The following is a 20,087-nucleotide window of genomic DNA, read 5'->3' as shown; positions in this document are numbered from 1 at the left end:
GTTAAAAAAGCTCGCCTAGGCGAGCTTTTTTTCGTGTCGATTTTTATCAATATTCATTAGCATATAACCAGTGAAGAAAGCTAGAATAATTGTTGCTGTTAAAAAGTCCATTACATTTCCTGAATAGTAGGCAGCCACTAAACAAAAACCATTAGCAAAAATTAAGGCTGAGTTAATTAATTGGCGGCAAGCTTTTTCTTTGAACCACCAAAAAATTGCATATAATTCGCTTACCACATAGACACCTAAGAATAGAATTACTCCAATCCAACCTAAACTAAATGATTGATATTGAAAATCACGTTCAAGATTATAAATGTTAGAAGTTCTTGCATAAGAAATACCTAACCATTTATCAGCAGAATTGTGATTGTTTTTTACTACTTGTGTAAGCATCTCAGTTTCTATTAAACGATTATTGAGACGTTTTTCCGTAGAGTATTCAGTCATAATGGTGTACCAAAATTCGGCATCTTGTTGATAAGGATAAGCTTTATTAATAAATTTTTTATTGAGATGGTAATATTCATAGTATTTCTTGATAAAATTCTGTAAATATTGCTTGCGTTCGGCTTGGGTCTTAGTTTTTTTCAGACCGGCACTTAATTTTTGATTTAAGTTCTTTTCACTGTATTTTCCATTATCTTGTTGAGCCCAAGCAATATCAGCATTAGCGCGTTGAATCATGGGACTTTTAGGTAACGTTACTCCATAAATAGCACCAAGTAAGATTAAAGCACTAGCTATTTTCCAGGAAAAGTTGGCATTTTTTAAAATAAAAGCATGGATAAAGTAAGCAATTAACCAAAGTGCTAGAGCAATTAGAAAACCAAGGGTTGCAGTTTTAGTTCCAATCATAATCATTGCAAGCCCCTGAAGGATTAGCAGAGTCATATTTTTCCAATTAAATTGTTTTATGGTTACATAAATTATCAAGCTAGCTAGCATAAACATGATTGCTGCTAAGGTATTGGTAAAATAAAAAAATCCTTTGGAAGCAGTTTGTGCGTAAGATAAGGATCCATGGGTGAACCAATCAATAATATTATAATTAATCCAACCATTGCCATAGGCGCGTAATGATTTAATAAATAAATTAGAAAATACAACGATTCCCGCAAAAATTCCAACTAGGCTTTGAATAATATGAATAACTGTTTGCTCGGTAAAATTAGCATATTTAGTGACATATAGGACAATAAGTGGGAGAAACATTCTGAAAAGATAGAAAATTTCTGAACTCATTGAAAAATTATAGCTAGTTGGTGATAAACTATTAAAGTTGCGCACGTGTAATAAGTGAATTGCACTATAAATTATGAGCAAGGCGAGATAGAGGATAATCCACCATTGTTTACGAAAGATTTGCCAACTTCGTTTTTGACTAAGATACATACATGCTAGAACTAGGATAACTAGGATTCTAATAATTGTTGGAATAGAAAATGGTAAAATTTCTGAAAGTGGTGGATTATTAAGCCAATAAAAATCAAGAAATGGCTGAAGGAGGATAAACCAGAATAGTACCTGTCGAATTCTTCTTTGCACGGTAAATTCCTTTCTTTAGAAAAATAAAAAGGTGAATCAGATGATTCACCTTAACCTATTTTGCTTACTTAGACTTTTGGGATGATTGATTGTCATCTTTGATCTTTGAAACTTTGACATCATTAGTGGCAGCAACTTTGCCTTGGGCAGGTGACTTAACTTTCTTTAAATTTTTAAAGTTAACAACCATCTTGTTGTTTAAATCACTAACGGCAGTTTCATCTTCTGGGTCGTATGAAGTAATTGAAAGTAGGGCAGAATTTTCATAGATCTTTTCAACTTTTCCTTGGAAGGGATGCTTCATTTCTTCTTCGGAAGTGGCTGCAAGAATTTGATCTAATTTAACGTCAGCTTTTTTCATTATTAAAACTCCCTTTTTTAATACGTACAATTTGTTCTACAATGTGAAATACTAATATATATGATAATCAATTTCAAGCAGGAGTGATAGCGTTGAAAAAAATAATCATTATTGCTGGCCCAAGTGGTGTTGGCAAGACAACCGTATCTAATTATTTACAAGAAAAGTACCATATTCCCCGGGTAGTAACGCATACCACTCGACCAATGAGAACAGGGGAAGTAGACGGAGTATCATATTATTTTGAAGATGATACTAGTTTTGAACAGTTACATTTTTTTGAGCATGTAAAATATGGAGATTATCAATATGGTTCAAGTAAGGAAGCCTTGCAAAGAGCCTGGAGTAAAAATGAGTTAGCTTCATTAATAGTTGAAACTGATGGGGTGAAGTCTTATTTAGAAGCCCTTGGTGACCAAGTATATTTTATTTATCTAACTGTTAAAGACCCAGAAATTTTAACTGAGAGGTTAGTAGAGCGGGGCGATGATTTAGTAGAGATTAAGCGTCGGCTAAATAGTCCAGAATTTAAACGAGACCTTCATTTACGTCCAGAATTAGTAACAGATGCCCATATTTTAGAAAATGATAATTGGATTGATACTGAAAAATCAATAGATAAAATTGTAAAAAAGCTGGCTAAAAATTAAGAAATTATTGGCTTTTGAGACAAACATTACAAAAAATAGTGAAAAATTAACCTTTTTTGTAATTACTCCGGTTTATTTCTGTAACATGTTTGTAATAAACACGCACTACAATAGTGTATGTGAATTGATAAAACAAAAATTTAAATTTTGTAGCTAATATTTATTGACGAGCTACAATCTAACTAATGAATTTAAACGAAGAATATAATCTGGAGGAATCTGTTTTGAATCTTAAACGTCATTTTATTAAACTTTCTGCTGCTGCCGCGATTGCTTTTACTGGTGTCGCAACTGTCAACACTGTAAATAATGCTGCTACTCATACTGTACAAGCAGCTACTAAGACCGCTAAGATTAATGCAGCTACTTCTGTAATGACTAGCTATTACAATGGTAAAGCTACTGGTAAGACTTTAAAAGCTGGTTCCTCATACAAGGTTACTAGTCAAGCTGTTGATCCAAGTGGTAACCAATGGTACAAGGTTGGTACGAACCAATGGATTTCAGCTAAGAATGTTACTTTAACTACTAAAAAATCTACTAAGAAGAAAACTACCACTACTACTGTTGCTAAAACTGCCGTTTCTCAAGCACCTACTACTAGCTCCACTAGTTCAACTAGTGCTGCTCAAAAAGTTATTAGTTTAGCTAAGAAGCAAATTGGTAAGCCTTATGTTTATGGTGCTGCTGGTCCATCTAGCTTTGACTGCTCAGGTTTAACTTCTTACGTATATAGCAACGCTGTAGGTAAGAATATTGGTCGTACTACTTATGTACAATTAAATGCTGGTAAGAGAGTTTCAATTTCTAACTTGAAACCTGGTGACTTAGTATTCTGGGGTAACTACCATGTAGGTATTTACATTGGTAACAACCAATACATCCACGCACCACAACCTGGTCAAAATGTAACTACTGCTTCAATTAGTAGTTACTTCTACCCATCATATGGTGTACGTGTACTTTAATAAAAAATTAAGATTGGCCGCTGAGATAATTAAGAACAGCGGCCTTTTTTTGTTTGTGGTACAATAAAACACATCAATTAAGAAAAGAGTAAGATGTAAATGAACGAAGAAATGCCAAAGCGTCAAGGTAATAATTCGAACAGGAATTATACCCGATGGATAATTGGGGTTGCTGTTGTCGTTGTTGTTCTTTTGCTTGGTTGGCTAGTTATTGGACAAATGCATGCAAAGCAAAGTGCCCAAGCAGAAGAGTATAATAAAACACACTTCAATCAAAATGTTAAAATTTATGATGTTTCAGTTGGTAAGTTAACTGTTAATCAAGCTTATAAAAAAGTAAATAAAAATGGTAAAGACCGTGTTACTTTAGAAAATAATAAGATTGTTTATAGTAAATCTGCTAAAGAAATTATCACTAAAAAGCAAATTCAGAAGTATTTTGATGAACAACACACTAAGATGCCAAGTACTAAGAGTGTAAATTATCTACCTAAAGATACTCATGCAGCTGAAAAGAAGTTGAAAGAACTTCAAGGTCGTACTGTAGATTATAAAGTTGCTGGAAGGACTTATACTCTAAAACTAGCTGATATGTTTAAACGAGTTGCTTATAAAAATGGTGAGTATGTGTATGAAGATGCAACTGGATTGAAAGATAAGATTAAATCAATCGCAAGTGAAGTTAATACTTTGCATACTTCATATACTGTCAAGCTTGCTACTGGAAAGACCTTGAAGGTTACTAATGGAAATTATGGCTGGGATATTAATACTGATCGTCTAATTCCTGCAATTGAAAAGGCCTTTAGTGAAGGAACAAAAGAAGTTAACGGTAAAGACTACATTTACGGTGAAGGTTTTACTGATGGCGGAGTGGGTTATGGTTTATCTAATCATGGCTTAGGTGATTCTTATGTTGTGGTTTCAATTAAGGCACAAAAACTTTGGGTTGTTAAGAATAACAAAGTTGTAGTAACGATTAATGATGTAGTTACTGGTACCCAAGAAACGTCTAGTGGTAGTTCTGACGCAACACCAACTGGTGTTTACTACATTGGCTACAAGCAATCACCTAGTGTCTTGAGAGGTACTAATGATGATGGTTCTAAGTATGCTTCTAAGGTAAGTTACTGGATGCCGTTTACTGTTGATGGCTGTGGACTTCATGATGCAAGTTGGAGAACTGACTGGTCTAAGACTGCTTACTTAAACGGAGGTTCACATGGATGTGTGAATATTCGTCCTTCAGAAATTAAGAGCGTATGGGATAACGTTCATACTTACGAGCCAGTTATTGTTTATTAATTGAATATTCTGAGACGGTTCTGATGAACCGTCTTTTTTATAAAGAAAAACTCTCTGACGATACAATTGCCAGAGAGTTTAAATGTTACTTCAGGAGCTTGTTGAGTTCACGAAGGACTCCTTTAAGCTCGTAGAGAGCAACTATAATGAGAATTAAAGTTGCTTGATCCATCTTTTCACCTCCTTATGAAAAGAGTGATTAATTCTTTTCAGAGATTGGCTTTGGAGTGCCTTTTTAATTTTATCATGTTATAATGTATGTGAGAATTAAAGTTGTAGTATCCATCTTTTTTTGGATATGCTGTGTAAGCTGATTACTTACACTCAACGTGTGGCGGTTCTGATGAACCGTCTTTTTTTTAATAAAAAAGCATCCTCATAGCGGGGATGCTTTTTCTCTATACTTCATATTCTTTAAACTTAATCATATCAGCAGGAGCAAGACGCGCTGTAACGTGAACACCATCATCTTGATAATCTTCATCAAGTACCTGGCCGTATTGATGTAAATAAGCCATCTCTTTGCCGCTATTCAACGGCAACACCAAGTTAGCTTTATCGTAATTAGCAAAAACACGCTTAGTAATCAAATCTGCAAGTTGCTTAATTGACTCTGGGTCTTTAGCACTATAAAGAATATCATTACCTTCAATTTGTGGATAATTTCTTTCCGTTAAGTCAGCCTTGTTGTAAGCAGTAATCATTGGTACGTTAGTGATGCCGAGTTCACTCAAGACCTTTTGGGTGGTGTTGATCATCTGAACCATGTTGCGGTCAGAGCTGTCTACAACATTGACTAACAAGTCTGCGTTTTTAGCTTCTTGCAAAGTTGCCTTGAAAGATTCAACTAAGTTGTGTGGTAATTTAGAAACAAAACCAACAGTGTCTGACAAAATAAAGCTTAAGTCATCATCAAGTTCAATTCTGCGTACACTTGTATCGAGGGTCGCAAAAAGCATATCTTTTTCAAAGACCTGCTTTTTATCCGCATCTTGAGCAAAAATCTTAAGTAACTCATTCAGAGTTGTTGATTTGCCAGCATTAGTATAACCAACAAGGGCAACTTTAGGTAGGCGAGAGTTATTTCTTCTGGCTGCTTTAACTTCTTCTTGCTTAGAGATGGACTTCAATTCCTTCTTGATAGCACTAATTTGTTTACCGATAGTTCGACGATTTAATTCCAGCTTGGTTTCACCAGAACCACGGTTAGCAAATCCACCACTAGCGCCACCAGAACCGCGTTGTTGATCAAGGGTATTTTCTGAGGGATGAAGTCGAGGAAGTTCATATTGGAGCCGAGCAAGTTGAACTTGCAACTTAGCCTGCTTAGTTTTGGCTCTATTTGAGAAAATTTCTAAAATTAATTCAGTACGATCTAAAACTTTTAATTTAGTTAATGATTCTAAGTTTCTAATTTGTGTGGGAGTTAATTCATCATTGATAATTAATGCTTTAGCCTTTAGGCCTTGAGCCATATGTTTAATTTCGTTAATTTTACCAACACCAAAGTAAGTACCCGCCACGATATTTTCTAGATTTTGGCTAGCTTGTCCCACAACTTCCATATTATTAGCTTCGGTTAATTCGCTAAGTTCAGTCATATAGTAATCAAAGTTGGGGTCGTTTAAGTTAACACCCGCTAAAAAAGCCTTGGTCTTTTGTTCTTGTGTATTTATCAATTATTTCACCTACATTCTATTTGAGCTTTTCTTATTTTTAATGGTAATTAAAATTATACAGCATCTATTAATAAAAAGAAAAAACATAGAAGACTGTCATAATAGATTTTTACTGCAAAAAAATAAAGGACCGAGGTCCCTTATTTTTAATTCATAGCGTCATGTTTGCGTTGCCATTTGGCAATTAATGGAAGCAAGATACCAAGCGCAATCATGAAAAGTGGTTCGACAATATTGAGAATTAACATATGCCACCAAGTGCTGGAGCCGAATTTGGCGTCAATTGGTACAATGCCGAAGGTCGCTCCAGTTAGAGTAACAATTAAGCACCACCAACCAACGATAATGGCAAAAGTTCGATTTTTGATGAAGACGAATTGTGATGGATATTCGTCTTCGTGAACTCGTACCTTAATGAAAGCCCAGAAGAGTAAGCCCGTTACATATGGTGAAACGATACCGTTCAAGTTTAATAATTGATTGAAGATGTCGTTAACTGAAGGCAAGGTTGCACTCAAGAATAGTAATACTGAACAGATAAAAGTGGTAAGCCAGTAGCCATTAATAGGTAGTCCATTCTTGTCAGTCTTAGTAAGCTGCTTAGGTAAGTATTTTTTAGCTGTATCAGATAAGAAAATACGTGCACCACCGTCCACAAGTACTGCAAGCTGAGCTAGCATGTATAGTGCCTGGGTAATAATGAAGGCATATAGGAAGAAATTGCCCATCCCAAACTTATTCCCCATTGCTTGAAAGGCATAGTATGAACCATTCATTTTTAAGTCATCTGGTAAATGGTGAGCATTGAAGAAAACACCCAAAGCAAATGAACCAAAGATTGTTAAAAATCCAGTCATAATCGCTAACATATACATTGCTTTAGGAAAGTCACGAGGACCATCTTTCATTTCGTTAACGTATGGTGCGATGAATTCACTACCATTCATGGCAAAAATCAAAAGACCCAGAGACATCATGAATTTCATATCAAAAGTAGGTAAGAAATTCTTGAAGTGGAACGGTTGTGTTGCGATGTGACGACCTTCACCTAAGTAAACAAAGGTCATAATTACGAACAAGATAGTCATGATGAACATTGCACCACCACCTAAGATGGAGAGCCACTGCAAGGAGTTGGCGAAACGGTGTTGTAAGAAAATAAAAATCACGAAAATTAAAGCAGTAAAAAGTGCAAAAGCCCAGTTACTCATTTCTTTATCACTGAGAGCGTGTCCCTTGAAGAGCCAGGCAAATGAAACTACAGTTGAATTTGCAACATCAACTAAGTAAGGCAAGGATACTACCCAGTAGCACCATGCTGTAATATATCCCATTTTATCTCCAGAAGTATGGCGAATCCAACTAGATAAACCGCCACCTTCCTTAGAAAAGACAGATCCGAGGTGTCCTACCATCATTTCGTAAGGTACAACGAATAAAACTAATAGCATGATCCAGTCAGAAACAACTGCTAGACCTTGGTTTTGAAAGTTGTAAATAATATCATCGAAGCCAATTACGGTAACAAAATCCATTAACGCAATGACAGGCCAGGAGATATATTTACGCTTGTCGGTCATATCTAAATTATCCAAAAAAATTCCTCCTCCGATATTAACAGGGATAGTATACAGGTAAATTTTTTTAAAATATAGATAAGGAGATAAATGTAAGCGTATTAATTCATTGAGATAATGGAGTTGTTAGAAATTGTATATATTAAATTAATGGATAGTGAGAAAGTTCTCAAGCAAGCTAAAAGATTGCTTGGGGAATAAAGTGTGCTAAAATAGTTTTGTATGAGGTCAAACTATACAAAAATGGACGAAAAATAGATACTACTAGTATTAAAAAGTAGTGTCTATTTTTACTTGAGATTTAAATTCTAAGATTCTATAATTATAAAAGAAAAGGGACTACCAAGTGCTAGTTGGTAATCCCGAGTGCAATTCTTATATGACTAGGGTGAGCTAATCGTTATTTCTTACGATTAGCTTTTTTTATTATTGCATATGCTTTAGCACAATTAAGAATAAAGTGTCCTAAAGCTACAATAATTACAGCTACAGTCAAAAGTATTCCAAATTGATATAAATCATCACCTCGGCAATTCTAAGTTAGTGAGGGGTGTGGTTAGTCATGAAGAAGTGCATAATTATTTTATTTACCAAATACCAAGCCATTGTTGCTTGGTATTTTTTCTCTCAAAAAATTCCTTTGACAAAATAAAATACTCTTAGTATTATTAGTGTAACAGTTAAGTAATACACTAATACGAAAAGAGGATTAATTATGGCTGACGTTGTGAAAGTTAATAATATTACCAAGACTTATGGCAAGAAGGGCGAGAAGCAATACCAAGCCCTCAAGGGTATCAGCTTCGATGTTGAGCGTGGTGAATTTGTTGGTATCATGGGTGCATCTGGTTCAGGTAAGACGACTCTCCTCAATATTCTGTCAACGCTCGATCAACCAACTAGCGGTACAGTAACGATTAATGGTCGCGACATTACGACGCTTAAAAAGAACGAGATGGCTGATTTCCGTGGACAGGAGATTGGCTTCATCTTCCAAGATTTCAATTTATTAGAAAACCTCACCAACCGTGAGAATATCGCACTTCCTCTCTCTCTTCAAAACGTGAAGGCTAGCCAAATCGATGGGAAGGTCAACTTAATTGCTAAGCGCCTTGGCATTGAAGGTATCTTAGAAAAATATCCTGCAGAAATCTCTGGTGGCCAAAAGCAGCGTGTAGCTTCTGCGCGTGCACTCGTGCATAATCCAGCAATCCTTTATGGAGATGAACCAACTGGTGCATTGGATTCTAAGAGTGCGACTGAATTGCTGGAGACTATGAAAGATTTGAATACACATGATAAAGTGTCCATCTTGATGGTGACTCACGATCCATTTTCAGCTTCCTATGCTGGACGCATTCTTTTCATCAAGGATGGTAAGATTGGCAAGGAACTAAGACGCGCAGGCAAGAGTCGTGAGGAATTTTACCAAGAGATTATTGCTGAACTTGGTCGTCGCTAGAAAGGAGCTTCCTATGCTGTGGAAATTATCCATGACCGGTATTAAGAGCCGGTTTAAAGATTACATGATTTTATTTTCAGGATTGACACTTGCTAGTGCTATTTTCTACATGTTTATGACTCTGGCAACCAACACTTCTTTCCTTAATAATAGTCTGCCAATTGCTGGGCAGACAATCACTTTGGCATTTGGTCTAGGAATTGTCTTACTATCTTTGATAACCTTCGTCTACATTGTTTATGCTAATAGTTTCTTGCTTAGTATGCGTAAAAAGGACTACGGGATGTACATGATGCTCGGTGCGCGGACTAGTAAAATAGGAAGGTTAATCTTTATTGAAACATTGTTAGTTGGTCTCCTAGCAACGTTTCTCGGTATTATAATTGGTATCGGTCTAGCACAATGGGTCTCAGGGGTGTTAGTGAGTCAGTTGGGCTTGCAACTTCATAAGTTCATTGGTTTCTACTTACCAGCGTTGATTTGGACGATTGTCTTTTTTGCAGCAATTTTCTTTTTAGCTGCTTTGTGGAATCGTCATAGATTAGTGAAGTCTAAGGTAATTGATCTCCTCCATGAAGACCAGAAGCCTATCAAGCTCCGCCACCATCCAGTGCTCAAGACCTTTGAAGCTATTACCGGGGTAATATTAATTGCATTTGGTTACTGGGCGATGACACAGGCTATGAAGTTGCAGTTGAATTCCCTCTGGATTGCCTTCTTCACTATCGTGATTGGGACTTTCTTTATCTTTGACTCATTCTTTACCAGCGTAATTAATCTTTTAAGAAAAAATAAAGCCTTCAAATATAAGAAGCTCAATTCATTTACATTAGGTCAACTTAAGTTCCGCTTAGGTGATTACACTAAGATTTTAACAGTTGTTTCCTTATTATTTGCTCTAGCTCTTGGTGCTATCACAGTTGGTTTGAACTTTACCCACTTGGCTGATGTTTCATTACAATCTACCTATTATGATGTGCAACTCTATCAAGATACCCCTGCTGTTAGAAAGCAGCTTAAGAAAGTCAGTGTGCGCAAGCAGACTAGCTTAGACTATAAAGAAGTTAAAGGTAAAATTTATGTCTCTGAACAAGAGCTTGCTCAGCGCAAGTTAAAAGCTCAGGCCTATAAGATGAAAAATGGTCAGGCTGATTATTACACAGTGACAATTAAACCTGATGAGGTAAAGAATAAGAAGGCAACTGATAACACTAGTTACACTGGATTGGCTAACTTGCTACCGATTGCTGATGGTGGTGTAAGTGCCGTGTCTCAGCGGGAATATGATCAAATTAAGGCAAAGAGCTATCATGTAACCCTGCTGTTAGTAAATAATTTTAAGCAGAACTTCGAAAATATTGAAAAGCTGCAGCAGGCTGGGTTACCTGATAAGCCAAATTATGAAATTTTGAAGACATATGTAAAAACACGCCAGTATAGCTTGATTAATGGTCTAGCAGCTGGTTTTGAATTCATGGGATTCTTCTTGGGGATTGCCTTCTTAGCGATGCTTGCTTCAACATTGATGTTTAAAGTGCTCAGTGGCGCAAATAGTGATAAGCCACGTTATAAGATGCTTTGGAAGATGGGAACTCGTGAAGGGATGTTGAAGACTTCTATTGCCAAAGAAATTGGCGTATTGTTTGTACTTCCAGCAGTTCTTGGAATTAGTGATGTCTTGTCCGGTTTACAGTTCTTCAAGACCTTGTTGCCAGATCCATATAATGGTATTTGGCTTCCATTTACTATGTTTGGTGTTCTATATGTGGGTTACTATGTGATCACAGTGCTTCTCTATCAAGGGATTGTGTTGAAGAGAGGAAAATAATAGAGATTAAATTAAAAGGAAGATTCAATGATTGAATCTTCCCTTTTTTTATTATCTATTTTTTATTCTAGTATTTTAAATAATTAAATTCTCTCATTTTTGGTGCAAATAGGCAGAAATTGATACAAAAGTAAAATAATATGATAAATTACAAAGACATCTTATTATAAGATTTAATATTTAAATTACCATTATCGTTCATCTCAAAGATAGAGATAGATGCATTCTGTGGTCCGTGGCGTAAATCGTACTTACCAGGAGCAAATTTGGATACCATACTACGAATGGTAAAACCATGAGTGACAAGAAGAATATTTTCAGCTCCATCCATTTGATTGATCATGTCGAAACCTTGATTAAGACGGTGCCAGTATTCTTCAGCATCTTCGGCTTCGTGGTAAGGATCAGCTTCTTTAAGGTAATTCTTGGCGGTGTCAATATCAACATGGCTGAATAATGAATCACGTGTTGGATAGCCATGAGGTCCGCCGACCATTCGCCAAGCTTCGTCAGAATTCATTCCCTCGAAGAAGCCATAGAATTGTTCGCGGAAGAAGGGCGTTGCAATATGTTGGAGCTCGTTGCGATTGCAATTCTGGGCGATAATATATTCGCAAGTATCACTTGCGCGTTTCATATCACTAGAAATTGCAATATCAAATGGAATAGTTGCTAGTTGACGACCAGCTTCTTTAGCTCCCTCAATACCAACTTCGGTCAAAGGCGTATCGCACCAGCCCTGCATCTTATCGTAGCGATTAATAATAGTTTGTCCGTGGCGGACAACATAAATTTTTTTCATTTTGATGTTCTCCTTAACATTAAAATAGCTAAAAAGCAAAAATAATGCACAAAAATTTGCACAAGCAAAAATCCGTTTACTTCATTATAATATAAAGATCTTGTTCAAATGAATTCACAATCTGACAAGTCCTGTAATAAAAAAGTTACTGAAAAATGTGTCGTAACGGTGTAAACTTGTAGGTAGCGACTTTTGCGGAAATTTTACTTGGAAGAGAGTTAAGATGGATAAAGATAAAAATAATACACAACATAGGAAACATCGCCATCATCACAAACATCACCACAAGAAGTTTTGGCGGTGGTTTTGGCTTGTAATTGGATTAGTTGTTGTAGCTGTAGCTTTATTTGCTGGCTATGCTTATAAGAATTTACGTAGTGCAGCTGATAATATGTACACACCGGTTACTAAAAGTACCAAGAGTAATAAAGGCCGCAGCTTAGATAAACTCTTAGCCGAGAAGAAGCCAATTAATATCTTATTACTTGGAACTGATACGGGTGCGATGAATCGTACTTGGAAGGGTAGAACTGATACAATTATGATGTTGTCAATTAACCCTAAGAAGAAGACTACTAAGGTCATTTCGATTCCGCGTGATATGAAGGCTAGTTTGCCAGATTATCCAAATGTATCACCAATTAAGATTAACTCAGCTTATAACCTCGGTGGGGTAAGTGAAACAATTAAAACTTTGGACAAGTACTACAGTGTCCCAATTGATGGTTATATCTTAATCAATATGGGTGGTTTAGAGAAGGCTATTAATCAAGTTGGAGGAGTAACAGTAACTTCTCCATTGACTTTCACTAACCAAGGTTATAGCTTTGTTAAGGGTAAGACTTATCATATGATGGGTAAAGAGGCTTTGGCATTTGCCCAATTGAGACATGGTGATCCTAATTATGACTATGGTCGTCAAGATCGTGACCGCCGTATTATTGTAGGACTACTGAAGAAATCTATCTCAGTTAAGACCTTGCTTAATCAAAAGTTCCTTAAGTCAATTTCAGATGAAATGCAAACTGACTTGACTATGAGTCAGATGTATCATATTGGGGTTGATTACCGGGCTGCTACTGAAAATCAACAAACTGATCACGCTCAAGGTGTAAGTAAGATGATTAATAACCAAAAGTATGGTCAAATGGAAGTTGAAGTAATCGGTAAAAAGGAACGTCAGCGTATTTCAGATGAAATTCGCCAATCACTTGAATTGAACAAAATCAACGTAATGGATGATGGAGAATATTAATGAAGGAAAAGTCAACGCAAAATAATACAATAGATTTGCGCCACTTATGGCAGTTAGTTAAGCAGAATATTTGGCGTATTATACTTTGGACAGTAGGATTAGGGATTATTGGTTATGCCTTAGCTGCCTTTGTAATTCCGCCGAAGTATACTTCGAGTACACAAATTTTAGTTAATCAGAAAAAGGATAAGACTGATATTAATTCTTTATATAATACTCAACAAGCTGATGTTCAAATGATTAATACTTATAAGGACATCATTACCAGTCCAGTTATTTTAAAGGACGCTTCTAAGTACTTGGCTAATCCGGTAACTGTTGTCCGTAAGGCTCGTGCTGCAGTATATAAGAAAGATGCTAATGGTAATCGTCAATTAGTAAGCAAGGCCCGTCCGGCAGTAATTGAGCGCGATGGAAAGAGTTATACAGTATCTGCAAAACAAATGCAAAGTAGTGTTTCTATAGCTACTCAAACAAATTCTCAAGTGTTTACTTTAAGTGCTACTGCTAATACTCCTGAAAAGGCTAAAGCGATTGCAAATGCTGTTGCTAAGACTTTTAAGAAAAAAATTCCAAGTATCATGAATGTTAATAATGTTACTATTGTTTCAGATGCTACAAATGGGGTTAAGAGTTCACCTAAAGTTATCTTGTTTACTGCGGCAGGTTTAGTTCTTGGTCTTATCATTGCCTTTGCGATTATTATTGTTCGTGATGCAACTAATACCACTGTTAGAACGGATGACTTTATGACTAACGAATTAGGCTTAACTAACTTAGGGACTGTTACCCACTTCCATTTATCTAATAACTTCAAAATTAAGAAGGATGAAGATAAAGATAAGAAACGTAGACGTGTTTAAGGAGGCACTGACAAATGGCATTATTTAGACGCAAGCGTGGTACTAATGAAACCATGGAACACGGTGCTAAGTTGATCACCGTTGCTAAACCAAAAGGTCCAATCGCAGAACAGTTTAGGACTATTAGAACTAATATTGATTTTATGAGTGTTGATAAGCAAGTTAAAAAGCTTGCCTTTACTTCTGCTAATATTTCAGAAGGTAAGTCAACTATTACCGCTAACGTTGCGGTAACGATGGCACAAGCTGGTAAGAAAGTATTATTAATTGATGCCGATTTGCACAGACCTACACTTCATCAAACTTTTGAAGTTTCTAATAAAGTTGGTCTAACTACTATCTTAACTTCTAAGGCTAATGAAATTGATATGAAAGATGTGGTTAAGTCTGGGGGAGTAGATAATTTATCTGTCTTGTCTTCTGGTCCCATTCCACCTAATCCATCAGAATTACTTGGTTCTAAAAGAATGAAGGACTTTTTAGACAAGGTATCAGCTCACTACGATATGGTAGTTGTTGATATGGCACCAATTCTTGAAATTTCTGATACTCAGGTGTTAGCGGGTGAAATGGACGGTGTTGTCTTAGTTGTACGTCAAAATGTTACTCAAAAAGCAGCTATTCGGCGTGCTGTTGAAATGCTTGAATTAACTAAGACACATATATTAGGTTACGTAATGAATGATGTTCGTACTGGTGCGGATGGATATGGTTACGGCTACGGTTATGGATATGGTTACGGCTATGGTTATGAACGAGCTGATAGCAAAAAGGCTAATAAATAATGGTCTTAGTTGATATTCATAGTCATATTTTACCAGGTATTGATGATGGATCACCCGATTTAGAGACATCGTTAAAACTTGCACAAGCTGCAGTTGCTGATGGCATTACTCATGCATTGATGACACCACACCACTTGAATGGTAAGTATACTAACCACAAGCAAGATGTAATCGAAGAAACTGAAAAATTTCAGAAAGTTTTAGAAGAAAATAAGATTGATTTAACGGTATTTCCAAGTCAGGAAGTACGATTAAGTGCAGATATTCCTGAAGCTTTAGAAAATGATGATATCTTGTTCTGTGATGAAGAGGGTACATATATGCTGTTGGAGTTTCCAAGTGAGGATGTGCCAATGTATGCTAAAGATATGACCTTTAGGTTATTAGGCGAAGGTATTACGCCAATTATTGTGCATCCGGAACGTAATAATAAGATTTTGCATAATCCGCAGGTGTTGCAGCAATTTTTAGAACAAGGATGTTTAACACAAGTGACTGCAAGTTCTTACGTGGGTGTGTTTGGTAAAGAAATTGAACAACTTAGTGAGCGGTTAATTGATGCAGGGCAAGTAGCAACTTTTGCTTCAGATGCCCATAGTTTAGCTAAGCGCGAAAGTCGGATGACTGATGCCTATAATAAGCTGGCTAAGCAAAGTGGTAAAGAAATGGCTGATCAATTTAAACAAAATGCACGTAACTTCATCAATGGAGATAACGTACAATTAAATTGGCAACCACTTAAGAAGAAAAAGCGTTTTTGGATATTTTAGCTAAGTAAGACATAAAGGGGGAAATAAAGCAGTCTATGCTTATGGAAATGGAGAAAGTAAAGTTAAACCCGGCTAAAGTTAAGGGGCGATATGGGTATCGTTTTTTTAAACGATTATTGGATATTTGTGCTAGTGGAGTAGCGTTAATTTTGCTTTCTCCTCTTTTTGTTTATTTAGCTTATAAAATACACAAAGAAGATGGTGGCCCTGTTCTATATTCTCAAACAAGAATTGGAAAAAATGAGAAACCATTCAAGATGTGGAAATTTCGATCAATGGTGGTAAATGCAGACCAAATGCTTGATGAACTTGAAGCTCAAAATGAAATCAATGGTGCTATGTTTAAGATGAAAAATGATCCGAGAATTACTAAGATAGGTCATACCATTCGTAAATACAGTCTTGATGAATTACCCCAATTATGGAATGTTTTAATTGGGGATATGACATTGGTTGGACCACGTCCACCACTACCTTCTGAAGTGGAAGAATATAGTGATTATGATAAATTACGGTTAACTGTCAAACCAGGTTGCACTGGTCTTTGGCAAGTAACTAGTCGTAATGATGCAGATTTTGATGAAATGGTTGAATTGGATATTGAATATATTAATCATAGTAGTTTTTTATATGATTTAGGTCTTATTTTTAGAACTATTGGTGTCATGATTCATCCTAATGGAGCATATTAATAAAGGAGAAAAAATGAAAATACTAGTAACCGGAGCAGATGGATATTTAGGTAAGGGTATTGTAAAGCAATTATTGGATGATGGAAATGAGGTTATAGCTACAGGATTTAATACTCAAGATGTAGATGATCGCGCTGAAAAAGTTTCAGTTGATTTATTCAGTATAGATAATCCATTTAACTATTTTGGTGAACCAGATGCTTTATTACACTTGGCATGGAGAGATGGTTTTGTGCATAATTCTTCTGCACATTTAAATGATTTGCCAAAGCATTATGAATTTTTTAAAAAGATGATTCAAGCAAATATTAAAAAGATTAGTGTAATGGGAAGTATGCATGAAATTGGTTTTTATGAAGGTAGTATAGATGAACAAACCCCATGCAATCCTATGAGTTTATATGGTATTAGTAAAAATGCGTTGCGTGAGTCTTTAGAATTATTGACTAAAGGAACTAATACGAAATGGCAGTGGCTAAGAGGATATTACATCGTAGGGAATACCAGAAAAGGAGCTTCAATTTTTTCTAAAATTGCTGAAGCAGCTTATGAAAATAAATCTACGTTTCCATTTACTACTGGTCAAAATCAGTATGATTTTTTAAATTATGATACTTTTTGTAAATATGCTGCTTTGGTGGTTGAACAGGATAAAATTAATGGAATAATAAATATTTGTTCAGGAAGACCTGAGAAGCTTGCTACAAGAGTGGAACAATTTATAAATGATAATAATTTTGATATAAGTTTGGAATATGGTGTATATCCAGATAGACCATACGATTCGAAAGCTGTGTGGGGAGATAATAGTAAACTATTAGATATAGTACATAATTTTAAAAATAAAGATGATGAATAACAAAAAACGTATTCTATTAATAATGCCTAACTTTTTTAATTATCCAACAATTATATCGCGTTCTTTGAAAAATAAAGGATATGAAGTTGATGTATTTGATGATAGGCCAAGTACTAATCCCTGGGTGAAAGCCGCAGTAAGATTTAATAAAAATTTAATAAAAAAGTATATAAAAAATTATTTCAAAAAAGTATTGCAACTAACCAATGATAATCAATATAAATATGTTCTTCTTATTTCAGGGCAGTCACTATCTTTTGATGAGAGTATGATAAAGATATTGCGAAAAAAACACAAAGAAGCGACATTTATTCTTTATCAGTGGGATTCTATGAGTAACTTTCCATATATTGCTCGTATGCATAAGTATTTTGATAGATTATATACTTTTGATAGAGAAGACGCTAAAAATTATGAGCAACTAACTTTTTTACCGCTTTTTTATAGTGATCAATATAAAAAAATTGCTGAAAGTAATTCTCCTATAAAATATGACACATTTTTTGTAGGAACCGCTCATCCTAAAAAATATTATTTTATAAAAAAAATGACAGCCCAATTGTCTAAAGTTTATAAAAATCAATACATTTATTATTTTTTCCCATCTCGTTTAGTGTATTGGTATAGAAAGTGCTTTAATATTGAATTAAGACATGCAAAGATGAAGGAATTTCATTTTCAGCCTTTAAATGATAATAAGATAAATAAATTAATGTCTGAATCAAAAATAGTTTTAGATTCCCCACAATCTGGGCAAACGGGATTAACGATTAGAGTTATTGAAACTTTAGGATCTAAAAAAAAGCTTATAACTACTAATTCTGATATAAAAAATTATGATTTTTATAATCCTCAAAATATATATGTATATGATGGTAGGTTTGATTTTAACTCGACATTTTTTAAAGAGCCTTATAAGGAACTGGATAAAGATATTTATCATAAATACTCATTAGATAATTGGTTACATGTATTGTTGAGGGATTAATAATGAATTTAAAAAAAATGTGGTGGTTTTCTAGATTACAAGTTACTAAATTGTTTTATGGTAAAGTTGGTAAAAAATCGTATTTAGGAAAGCCCTTATTTATCGAAAGAAAAAAGAGTTTGTTTATTGGTAATAGAGTAAGGATATATCCAGGACTGCGTGTTGAGGCTCCAGATAAAGAGTCAATTATTAATTTTGGCAATGATATATCAGTAGGACAAAATCTCCATATAGTATCATATAGGGACAGGCTAGATATTGGTGATGGCACAACTATTTCTGGTAATGTTTTTATCTCAAATGTGGATCATGGCAATGAAAGTATTAATGTGTCAGCTTTAAAGCAAAATTTACATAAACATAAAACAAAAATAGGTAGAAATTGTTTTATAGGTTATGGGGCAGTTATTTTACCAGGCACAATATTAGGTGATAATTGTATAGTAGGTGCTAATGCGGTTGTAAAAGGAAATTACCCTGAAAATAGTATGATAGTAGGAGTTCCGGGTAAAATTATAAAAAAATATGATTTGGAAACTAACAAATGGAAAAAGATAGAAAATTAAAAACGGTAGTTATTTCAGGCATCAATATAGTTGATGGTGGCGCTAAATCAGTTTTTGATGATTTATTAGATACTATAGTATCAGATGATAAAAATAAAAAGTATAATATTGTTGTTCTTGTATCACGTAAAGAGCTTTTTAAGAAGTACATAGGCAAATTGACACTAATAGAATTTCCAAAATCTAAAAAACATTGGCTTAATAGAATATATTATGAATATATTTACTTCAAAAAATTATCTAAAAAACTTAAACCCTATGTATGGTTATCAATGCATGATACTACTCCGAATGTTATAGCGGAAAGAAGATATGTATATTGTCATAATCCAAGTCCATTCTATAGTATGTCTATTAAGGATATAAAATATGGATGGAAATATTATCTGTTTTCTAAATTTTATAAATATCTATATAAAATAAATATAAAAAAAAATAATGCTGTAATTGTTCAACAACAATGGATGGGTGAGGCGTTTAAGCAAATGTATAAGATTAAAAATGTAATAATCGCTCGTCCAGATATAGAAACATTTAGAATATTACCTTCTATACAAAAAAATAGTACGTATACTTTTATTTTTCCTTCTTATCCTAGAATATTTAAAAATTTTGAATTGGCGTGTGAAGCGGCAAAAGATCTATATAATAGGGGAACTAATAATTTTCAATTACTTATTACTTTGGATGGAAAAGAAAATAATTATTCTAAATATCTTTTTAAAAAATATTCTAGTATTCCAGTTATAAAATTTATTGGTTTACTTTCGAGAGAAGATTTAATAAGAGAATACGAGAAAGCAGATTGCTTAATCTTTACTTCTAAGTTAGAAACTTGGGGAATGCCATTAACTGAGTTTATGCAAACGGGGAAAGCTATTCTGACTGTAGATTTACCTTATGCGCATGAAACTGTTGGAAATTATAAAAATGTTGCTTTTGTTGAGGCAAGTGATTCTGTAAAATTATCTGAACTTATGAAAAGAGCTATTGTAAATAATACTTTTGATAATAAGGTAAATGTAAGAAAAAATCTGCATGATTTTATTTATGCTGATGGATGGGAAAAGTTATTCAATATAATTACTAAAAGTAATGATAAAAATAAATTTAAGTAAAGGAATTATGT

At 34.6% G+C, this 20,087-nt stretch carries 19 protein-coding genes; 14 read left to right on the top strand and 5 right to left on the bottom strand.

The window, feature by feature from the left end:
- Window positions 1-15 precede the first annotated feature (15 nt).
- Together HDR40_RS09440 and HDR40_RS09435 are read right to left on the bottom strand one after the other, a co-directional pair.
- Window positions 16-1,548, bottom strand: a complete 1,533-nt coding sequence (locus HDR40_RS09440; RefSeq protein ID WP_290628501.1) for an O-antigen ligase family protein — start codon at window positions 1,546-1,548, stop codon at window positions 16-18.
- 64 nt (window positions 1,549-1,612) lie between these two features.
- Window positions 1,613-1,909, bottom strand: coding sequence for a DUF2187 domain-containing protein (locus tag HDR40_RS09435; protein ID WP_290628500.1), 297 nt, complete (start codon window positions 1,907-1,909; stop codon window positions 1,613-1,615).
- Window positions 1,910-2,001: 92 nt separating this feature from the next.
- Between HDR40_RS09435 and HDR40_RS09430 the strand changes: the two genes are divergently transcribed.
- The 3 genes from HDR40_RS09430 (at window position 2,002) to HDR40_RS09420 (ending at window position 4,832) form a co-directional block, all read left to right on the top strand.
- Entirely contained in the window at window positions 2,002-2,559 is a 558-nt protein-coding gene (locus tag HDR40_RS09430; protein ID WP_290628499.1) for a guanylate kinase, read from the top strand.
- Between the two features lie 224 nt (window positions 2,560-2,783).
- Complete coding sequence (locus HDR40_RS09425; protein WP_290628498.1) at window positions 2,784-3,527, top strand: C40 family peptidase; 744 nt, start codon at window positions 2,784-2,786, stop codon at window positions 3,525-3,527.
- 99 nt (window positions 3,528-3,626) lie between these two features.
- Entirely contained in the window at window positions 3,627-4,832 is a 1,206-nt protein-coding gene (locus HDR40_RS09420; RefSeq protein ID WP_290628497.1) for a L,D-transpeptidase family protein, read from the top strand.
- Between the two features lie 398 nt (window positions 4,833-5,230).
- Here the strand turns inward: HDR40_RS09420 and hflX are convergent, their stop codons facing one another.
- Complete coding sequence (gene hflX, locus HDR40_RS09415; protein WP_290628496.1) at window positions 5,231-6,511, bottom strand: GTPase HflX; 1,281 nt, start codon at window positions 6,509-6,511, stop codon at window positions 5,231-5,233.
- Window positions 6,512-6,657: 146 nt separating this feature from the next.
- Complete coding sequence (locus HDR40_RS09410; protein ID WP_290628515.1) at window positions 6,658-8,091, bottom strand: amino acid permease; 1,434 nt, start codon at window positions 8,089-8,091, stop codon at window positions 6,658-6,660.
- Between the two features lie 712 nt (window positions 8,092-8,803).
- Between HDR40_RS09410 and HDR40_RS09405 the strand changes: the two genes are divergently transcribed.
- Both HDR40_RS09405 and HDR40_RS09400 read left to right on the top strand, forming a co-directional pair.
- Entirely contained in the window at window positions 8,804-9,550 is a 747-nt protein-coding gene (locus HDR40_RS09405; RefSeq protein ID WP_290628495.1) for an ABC transporter ATP-binding protein, read from the top strand.
- Window positions 9,551-9,563: 13 nt separating this feature from the next.
- A complete protein-coding gene (locus tag HDR40_RS09400) occupies window positions 9,564-11,378 on the top strand; it encodes an ABC transporter permease (protein ID WP_290628494.1) in 1,815 nt (604 codons plus the stop codon).
- A gap of 148 nt (window positions 11,379-11,526) precedes the next feature.
- On the opposite strand, the gene HDR40_RS09395 is transcribed toward HDR40_RS09400, so the two are convergent.
- Window positions 11,527-12,180, bottom strand: coding sequence for a histidine phosphatase family protein (locus tag HDR40_RS09395; protein ID WP_290628493.1), 654 nt, complete (start codon window positions 12,178-12,180; stop codon window positions 11,527-11,529).
- 223 nt (window positions 12,181-12,403) lie between these two features.
- Here HDR40_RS09395 and HDR40_RS09390 point away from each other — a divergent pair, with 223 nt between their 5' ends.
- From HDR40_RS09390 to HDR40_RS09350, 9 genes are read left to right on the top strand one after another with little or no spacing between them, the layout of a single operon-like run.
- The gene (locus HDR40_RS09390; protein ID WP_290628492.1) at window positions 12,404-13,435 is read left to right on the top strand and encodes an LCP family protein; all 1,032 of its coding nucleotides are present in this window, start codon (window positions 12,404-12,406) and stop codon (window positions 13,433-13,435) included.
- Window positions 13,435-14,298, top strand: a complete 864-nt coding sequence (locus HDR40_RS09385; RefSeq protein ID WP_290628491.1) for a Wzz/FepE/Etk N-terminal domain-containing protein — start codon at window positions 13,435-13,437, stop codon at window positions 14,296-14,298. Before HDR40_RS09390 ends, HDR40_RS09385 begins: the two co-directional genes overlap by 1 nt.
- A 14-nt stretch (window positions 14,299-14,312) precedes the next feature.
- Window positions 14,313-15,083 carry a CpsD/CapB family tyrosine-protein kinase gene (locus HDR40_RS09380; protein WP_290628490.1) on the top strand — a complete coding sequence of 257 codons (771 nt, stop codon included), beginning with the start codon at window positions 14,313-14,315 and terminating at the stop codon, window positions 15,081-15,083.
- On the top strand, window positions 15,083-15,853 hold the full coding sequence (locus tag HDR40_RS09375; RefSeq protein WP_290628489.1) for a CpsB/CapC family capsule biosynthesis tyrosine phosphatase: 771 nt from the start codon (window positions 15,083-15,085) through the stop codon (window positions 15,851-15,853). The genes HDR40_RS09380 and HDR40_RS09375 overlap by 1 nt, the downstream gene beginning before the upstream one ends.
- A 41-nt stretch (window positions 15,854-15,894) precedes the next feature.
- On the top strand, window positions 15,895-16,545 hold the full coding sequence (locus HDR40_RS09370) for a sugar transferase (protein WP_290628514.1): 651 nt from the start codon (window positions 15,895-15,897) through the stop codon (window positions 16,543-16,545).
- A 13-nt stretch (window positions 16,546-16,558) separates the two neighbouring features.
- Entirely contained in the window at window positions 16,559-17,404 is an 846-nt protein-coding gene (locus HDR40_RS09365; RefSeq protein WP_290628488.1) for an NAD-dependent epimerase/dehydratase family protein, read from the top strand.
- Window positions 17,394-18,392 carry a hypothetical protein gene (locus HDR40_RS09360; protein WP_290628487.1) on the top strand — a complete coding sequence of 333 codons (999 nt, stop codon included), beginning with the start codon at window positions 17,394-17,396 and terminating at the stop codon, window positions 18,390-18,392. Before HDR40_RS09365 ends, HDR40_RS09360 begins: the two co-directional genes overlap by 11 nt.
- A gap of 2 nt (window positions 18,393-18,394) precedes the next feature.
- Window positions 18,395-18,958, top strand: coding sequence for a DapH/DapD/GlmU-related protein (locus HDR40_RS09355; RefSeq protein WP_290628486.1), 564 nt, complete (start codon window positions 18,395-18,397; stop codon window positions 18,956-18,958).
- On the top strand, window positions 18,937-20,076 hold the full coding sequence (locus HDR40_RS09350; RefSeq protein ID WP_290628484.1) for a glycosyltransferase: 1,140 nt from the start codon (window positions 18,937-18,939) through the stop codon (window positions 20,074-20,076). The genes HDR40_RS09355 and HDR40_RS09350 overlap by 22 nt, the downstream gene beginning before the upstream one ends.
- Window positions 20,077-20,087 lie beyond the last annotated feature (11 nt).

The sequence above is a fragment of the Lactobacillus sp. genome, from assembly GCF_014803895.1.
Note: the sequence above shows the minus strand (reverse complement) of the source record. Positions and strands in the feature narration are given on the sequence as shown.